At 74.8% G+C, this 3,734-nt stretch carries 2 protein-coding genes; both read left to right on the top strand.

The window, feature by feature from the left end; genetic code table 11:
• Positions 1-48: 48 nt before the first annotated feature.
• Positions 49-1,872, top strand: a complete 1,824-nt coding sequence (locus FOE67_RS19580; RefSeq protein ID WP_182666103.1) for an ABC transporter transmembrane domain-containing protein — start codon at positions 49-51, stop codon at positions 1,870-1,872.
• Positions 1,869-3,677, top strand: coding sequence for an ABC transporter ATP-binding protein (locus FOE67_RS19575; RefSeq protein WP_438874257.1), 1,809 nt, complete (start codon positions 1,869-1,871; stop codon positions 3,675-3,677). Before FOE67_RS19580 ends, FOE67_RS19575 begins: the two co-directional genes overlap by 4 nt.
• Positions 3,678-3,734: the final 57 nt, after the last annotated feature.

The following is a 3,734-nucleotide window of genomic DNA, read 5'->3' as shown; positions in this document are numbered from 1 at the left end:
CCCCCTTTCGGCCCCCCGTCATCCCACCCGCACGAAACCCGGGACGTCATGCGCCTTCGCGATCTTCCGCATCCCGACCCCGGGGAACCGGACACCCGGTCCGGTCCCCGCTTCCTCCTGTGGCTCTTCCGCCGACAACTGCGCGGTCAGACCAAGGCCCTGTGCTGGGGAACCCTGCACATGGGCGCCGTCGCCTGCCTGCCCGTCGTCGTGGGCGCGGCGGTGCAGGCGGCGGTCGAGTCCTCCGCGGCCGGGCTGGTGCGCGCCGGTCTGCTGCTGGCCTGTCTCGGCCTGGTCATGGCCGTCGCCGACACGATGCTGCACCGCAGCGCGGTCACCAACTGGATCACCGCGGCCGCCCGGGTCCAGCAGTTGCTGGCCCGCCACACCGCACGGCTCGGCGCGGTGCTCACCCGCCGGGTGGCCGCCGGCGAGGTGGTCAAGGTCTCCACGGGTGACGTGGAGAAGATCGGCTGGCTCGTCGAGTCCGCCTCCCGCTTCTCGGCCGCCGTGGTCGTGACGGGCGCCGTCTGCGCCGGTCTGGTCCTCCACGAACCGCGGCTGGGCCTGATCGTGGTGCTCGGCATCGTGGCGGTGATGCTCACGGTCTTCCCCCTCGTGCCCGCCGCCACCCGACGGGCCGACCGCGAGCGCGCGCGCTCCGGACGCGCCGCCGAGCTGGCCTCCGACACCGTCGCCGGTCTGCGCGTGCTGCGCGGCATCGGCGGCGAGGAACTGTTCCTGGGCCGCTACCGGCGTGCCTCCGACGAGCTGCGCGTCGCCTCGGTGCACACCGCCCGCATGTGGTCGTTGATCGACGCCCTCCAGGTGGCGGTCCCCGGCACGTTGCTGCTGGTCGTCGTGTGGCAGGGACACCGGCTGGCCGCCGACGGGGCGATCACCCCCGGCGGGCTGGTCACCGTCTACGGGGCCGTGCTCTTCCTGCTCTTTCCCCTGCGCCTGTTCCAGGAGGGCGCGATGGCCTGGGCCTTCTCCCGACCCGCCGCCCGACGCGCCGTACGGGTGCTGTCCATGCGACGGGGGGACACGACCGGCGGGGACGGGGTTCCGGAGCCCTCCGGGCCCCCCGCCCTGCACGACCCGCTGACCGGGCTGACCGCCCCCGCCGGCCGGCTCACCGCCGTGGTCCACGGCGACGCCGACGGCGCGGAGGGGCCGGCCGCCCGGCTCGGCGGCCGGCCCCCGGACGAGGACGAGGGGAGCGCGTCCCCGTCCGTGGAGATCGACGGCCACCCCGCCTCCGAACTGCCCCGGGCCGTGGTGCGGGCCACGGTGCTGGTCCAGGACAAGGACCCGGTGCTGCTGTCGGGAACCCTCGCGGAACTGCTGGACGTCCCCGCCTCCGGCAGGGTGGACGCGGCCACCGCCCTGGCCGCCGCCTCGTGTTCGGATGTGTTGGATTCCCTGGCCCACACCTCCCCGGAAGCCGCGCGCGACCCCCTGCTGGGGCGGATCACCGAGCGCGGTCGCTCCCTGTCCGGTGGTCAGCGCCAGCGGCTGGCCCTGGCCCGCTCCCTGCTGGCCGATCCGCCCGTCCTCGTGCTGGACGAACCCACCTCCGCGGTGGACGCCCACACCGAGGCCCGCATCGGCGCCGCGCTGCGCGAGCTGCGCGCCGGCCGCACCACGGTGGTCCTGACCTCCAGCCCCCTGTTGTTGGAGCACGCCGACCGGGTGGTGCTGCTGCTCGACGGCCGGGTCGCCGCCGAGGGCACCCACCACGACCTGTGGAGGGATGTCCCCGGGTACCGGGCCGTGGTCGGTCGGGACACCGGGGCCGACCCCTCCGACCCCGCCGCCGACCGGACAGCGGTCCGCTCCGAGTCCCTGCACGTGGAGGAGAACGCGTGACCGTCACCATCGGGGTGCGCCCCCCCGAACACGACCCCGGCCGGGAGGGGGACACCACCACCCTGCCGGTGGCCCGCGACGCGACCGTGCACGCCTACGTGAGGGAGCTGCTGGTCCGCCACCGCCGGGCCATGGCGATCCTGGTGGCGGTCAACGCCGTCGCCGTCATCGCCTCGATGGTCGGTCCCTGGCTGCTGGGCGGCGTGGTGCAGGGCCTGGCGGACGACACCCGGGAGATCGACCCCGGCCCGATCCTGGCGGGTTTCGCCCTCGCGGTGCTCGTCCAGGCCGTCTTCGTGCGGTTGGTGCGCCTGCGCGGGGCGATGCTCGGCGAGCGGATGCTGGCCGACCTGCGCGAGGACTTCCTGGTGCGATCGGTGGCCCTGCCGCCGGGCGTCCTGGAACGGGCCGGTACCGGCGATCTGCTGGCCCGCGTCAACACCGACATCGACCGCCTGGCGCAGGCGATGCGCGAGGCCGTCCCGCAACTGGCCATCGCGGTGGTGTGGGCGGCCCTGCTGCTGGCCGGCATCGTGGTGGTCGCCCCACCCCTGGGGTTGGGCATCCTGGTCGCCCTGCCCCTGCTGTTGGCCGTCTGCGTGTGGTACTTCCGGCGCGCCCCGGCCGGTTACCGGGCCGAGGCCGCCGGGTACGCCGCCGTGGCCGGGGCCCTGGCCGAGACGGTGGACGCGGGCCACACCGTGGAGGCACACCGCCTGGAGCCCCGCCGGATCGCCCTGTCCGAACGGCGGATCGGCCGGTGGGTCGCCTGGGAGCGGTACACCCTGTGGCTGCGCTCGGTCCTGATCCCGGCGATCAACGTCTACCACGTCATGGTCCTCGGCGGTGTCCTGACGGTCGGCGGCGTCTTCGTCCTGCAGGGTTGGCTGCCCGTGGGGCGGGTGGTCACCGGGGCGCTGCTGGCCCAGATGCTGGTGGAACCCGTCGGGATGATCCTGCGCTGGTTCGACGAGCTGCAGGTCGCCAGGGTCTCCCTGGCACGTCTGGTCGGCATCCGGGAGATCGAGCCGGAGCGGGCCGGGGTCGCCGAGGACGGGGAGGACCGGGAACCCGACTCCCATCGGGTCGTGGACGCCCGCGAGGTGCGGTTCGCCTACACCGAGGGCACCGATGTGCTGCACGACGTCTCGCTGCGGGTGCCGCCCGGCACCCGGGTGGCCCTGGTGGGGCCCTCCGGGGCCGGGAAGTCCACCCTGGGACGGCTCCTCGCGGGCATCCACGCCCCCCGGGCCGGGTCGGTCACCCTGGGCGGGGCCTCACTGGCCGCGATGCCGGTGGAGCGGGTGCGACGCCACGTGGCACTGGTCAACCAGGAACACCACGTCTTCGTCGGCCCGCTGCGGGACAACCTGCGGCTGGCCCGACCGGAGGCGACCGACGAGGAACTGTGGGCGGCGCTGCTCGCCGTGGACGCGGAACGCTGGGCCGCCGCCCTGCCGGAAGGGTTGGACACCGAGGTCGGCTCGGGTGGCACGGCGGTCTCCCCCGCCAGGGCCCAACAGATCGCGCTGGCCCGCCTGGTGCTGGCCGACCCGCACACCCTCGTGCTGGACGAGGCCACCTCCCTGCTCGACCCGCGATCGGCCCGCGACCTGGAGCGCTCCCTGTCCACCGTGCTGGAGGGACGCACGGTGATCGCCATCGCCCACCGCCTGCACACCGCGCACGACGCGGACGTCATCGCCGTGGTGGAGAAGGGACGGATCACGGAGTTGGGCGGACACCGGGAACTGGTGGCGGCCGACGGCGCCTACGCGGCCCTGTGGCGCTCCTGGCACGGCTGATCCCCGCCGATCGGACGGGGTCGGGGCGGTTCCCGGTACCGGGAACCGCCCCGACCC

This window comes from Streptomyces calidiresistens (assembly GCF_014141525.1).
Classification (GTDB): domain Bacteria; phylum Actinomycetota; class Actinomycetes; order Streptomycetales; family Streptomycetaceae; genus Streptomyces; species Streptomyces calidiresistens.
Note: the sequence above shows the minus strand (reverse complement) of the source record. Positions and strands in the feature narration are given on the sequence as shown.